We start from the raw sequence: 2,628 nt of genomic DNA, 5'->3' as shown, positions 1-2,628 counted from the left end.
CGACCGAGTTACGCATCTCAGAGACCTCCGTTTAGTAAGAACTCAGACATTCCGTCAACGGATCTAACGTTCGGGTTTGCCGCGCTGTATGCGAAGCGCAGCGAGTTGAGGGGTGGGTCCACAACCGAGCGTTGTCTTCAGACGCATACTGTTTTCCTTCTGAGCGCTGCGCTCGAATGCTCGACCTTCACTAGCTTACGGTGGGATCGGAGCCTGCTCGCACCAGAGACGTCATTAAGTCGCTCTTGACTCAAAGCGATGATCCGTTGCGCACTAGCACGATTTTGCCTGTCACACCTCCCTTGCCGAGCGACTCCTGCGCCTGTCTTGCTTTGGCAAGCGGAAATCTCTGCGCAATAAGCGGCTTGATCTTCTTCTGTTGAAGGAGCTCGAGTAGGGCAATCAAATCCTGTCGAAACAATGCCGGTTTCAGCCGTTTGAGCGTTTGGATGCTGTAGGGAACCACGCGTTTGCGGCCTGGGAACAGCCAGCCGCCTGCGATGTAGACCCCGAAAATCAGAATTGCACGAAAGCGATGGCGACCCCCTGAACGACCTGAGGCCAAACGGCCGCCACGCAGCGAGCCAGTGAGGCCGTAGGCCACGACTCTCCCGCCGGGACGGAGAGCTTTGCGGGAACGCCAGATGTGGCTGCCACCAATGCCGTCAAAGACGACATCCACTCCCCCGCCCGAGAGGCGGTGAATCTCTTCCACGAAGTCCCGATTCTTGTAATCAATCGGGATACCGCCCAGATCGGAAACGATCCCTGCCCCTTTCGATGAACAGGTGCCATACATCTCCAGCTCGGCGAGGCGCCCGAGCTGCAATAGCGCCGTGCCGACCCCGCCTGCCGCGCCGTGTATCAGCGCGCGCTGGCCCGCTCTGACCTTGGCGGCACGATGCAGCATCTGGTATGCCGTGACGTAATTCAGCACGAGACTGACCGCCTCGCTGGGGTCCAATTCGGACGGCACCGTAACCAGCTCGCGTTGCGGCAGGCAGACGAACTCAGCGTAGGCGCCGCTGATCGGCATCGCGGCTACGACCTGGCCGGGTTCGATTCCGGAGACGCCGTCGCCGAGCCGATCCACTGCGCCAACGAGATCCCAGCCCGGCGTGAAGGGCACCGGGGGCGTTTCGGGATGAATGCCCTCGCGCGCCATGACATCCGGCAAAGAGACGCCAGCGGCCAGCACTTTCACGCGCACTTCACCGTCCTTCGGCTCCGGGCACTCTTCTTCGAGCACCTGAAGCGCATCGGGGCCGCCATAGTGAGTGACGATGATGCGCGTCTGTTTCACGGACCTGTTTCTCCCTGGCGCGCTCCGCGCCGCCTGACGCTTAACGCGCTCGTTAGGTTCTCATCCTTAGACGCCTTCGAGGGTGAACAGCATGTCGAGATCATTGGTACACGCTTTGCGGAGGGTTAAGAGCGGCTGATATTCGGGCGAGTTGTACCAACGGTTAAGGGAATCCATGTCTGGAAACTCGATGATTACAACCCGCTCTGGTTTCCAGTGACCACCCTCAGGCAATCGATGGCTTCCGCCTTTGGTCAGGTAACGCCCGCCATACTTCGCCATCATCGGCCCCACCTTGGTTCTGTATTCCTCGAACTTCGCTGCGTCGGTGATGATGTGCTCTGCAATCAGATAGGCGGGCATGCGTGTACCCCGGTGATGTTAAGGTGGGCGAGCCGTTAGCTCGCAACGTACCGCGAGTGCGAACCCAAGAGCTGGCAAGCCTGCGCGATCATGTTTTCGACGATCTGCGCGGCAGGCGGCGCGTCGTGGATTAATCCTGACACCTCTCCCATAAGTACACCGGAGTTATCGGCGTCGCCTGCGTTGAAAGCAGCCCAGAAGCGCTCATACTCGACATCGATCGCCTTCTCCATCTCGCGCTCGCGCCCATGCCACTTGGCAACGAAGCTGTTCTTGAGAACGCGAATTACGAATTCCGGATTGGGCCAGTAGCGCTTTCGGGCGATATCGACTGAGGTTGATTTCATCGTGGAGTCGCCGTCGGCGCGGATGATCGCCTGGCGAAATCCTTCTGGCGCTTCGGACTCGGGGCTCGCGATGAAGCGGGTGCCGATAAGAACGCCGTCCGCGCCAAGCATCAGCGCCGCAGCTAGGCCGCGGCCGTCTCCAACGCCGCCGGCGGCGACCAAAACGGTATCGGGGGAGCGTTTCGCCAGATAGTCGGCGGCTTCGGGGACCAGCGTGAACACGCCCCGGTAGCCGCTGTGACCTCCTGCTTCGCATCCTTCGGCGACGATGATGTCGGCGCACGCATCGACGGCTTCGCGCAAGTACTTCATGCCTTGCACCTGGCAGATGAGCGGCACTCCTCGCGCCTTGATGCGTGACGCGTGTGGCTCGAGCTCCCCGAAGGAGAGCATCACAGCCGCCGGCTGCTTGGCCAGAACCTGATCCAGCAGCTCCGGATTCCTCGCCATCGACCAGGTAATGAACCCGCAGCCGACCCGTGCATTCCTCGCTGCTGCGAATTGCTGCTCGAGCCAATCGGCGTCGCCATAACCGCCGCCGATGAGGCCGAGCCCGCCCGCCTTGGAGACGGCGGCAGCAAGCCTCCCGCCCGCGATGACGTTCATGGGCGCCAG

The 2,628-nt window shown here is 61.1% G+C and carries 3 protein-coding genes; all 3 read right to left on the bottom strand.

What is annotated here, in order from left to right:
- Positions 1–250 precede the first annotated feature (250 nt).
- Complete coding sequence (locus tag VFQ05_09245; GenBank protein ID HET9326943.1) at positions 251–1,303, bottom strand: medium chain dehydrogenase/reductase family protein; 1,053 nt, start codon at positions 1,301–1,303, stop codon at positions 251–253.
- 66 nt (positions 1,304–1,369) lie between these two features.
- Positions 1,370–1,666, bottom strand: coding sequence for a DUF1330 domain-containing protein (locus VFQ05_09240; protein ID HET9326942.1), 297 nt, complete (start codon positions 1,664–1,666; stop codon positions 1,370–1,372).
- Positions 1,667–1,701: 35 nt separating this feature from the next.
- Positions 1,702–2,628: nitronate monooxygenase (locus tag VFQ05_09235; protein HET9326941.1), on the bottom strand; the 927-nt coding region annotated here is incomplete at its 5' end.

The sequence above is a fragment of the Candidatus Eisenbacteria bacterium genome (assembly GCA_035712145.1).
Taxonomy (GTDB): Bacteria; Eisenbacteria; RBG-16-71-46; order RBG-16-71-46; family RBG-16-71-46; genus DASTBI01.
The sequence above is the reverse complement of the archived record's forward strand: the minus strand, read 5'-3'. Positions and strand labels throughout refer to the sequence as shown.

Coding starts and splice junctions, on each gene's coding strand:
- VFQ05_09240 (HET9326942.1), bottom strand. CDS start 1,666: ATGCCCGCCTATCTGATTGCAGAGCACATCATCACCGACGCAGCGAAG.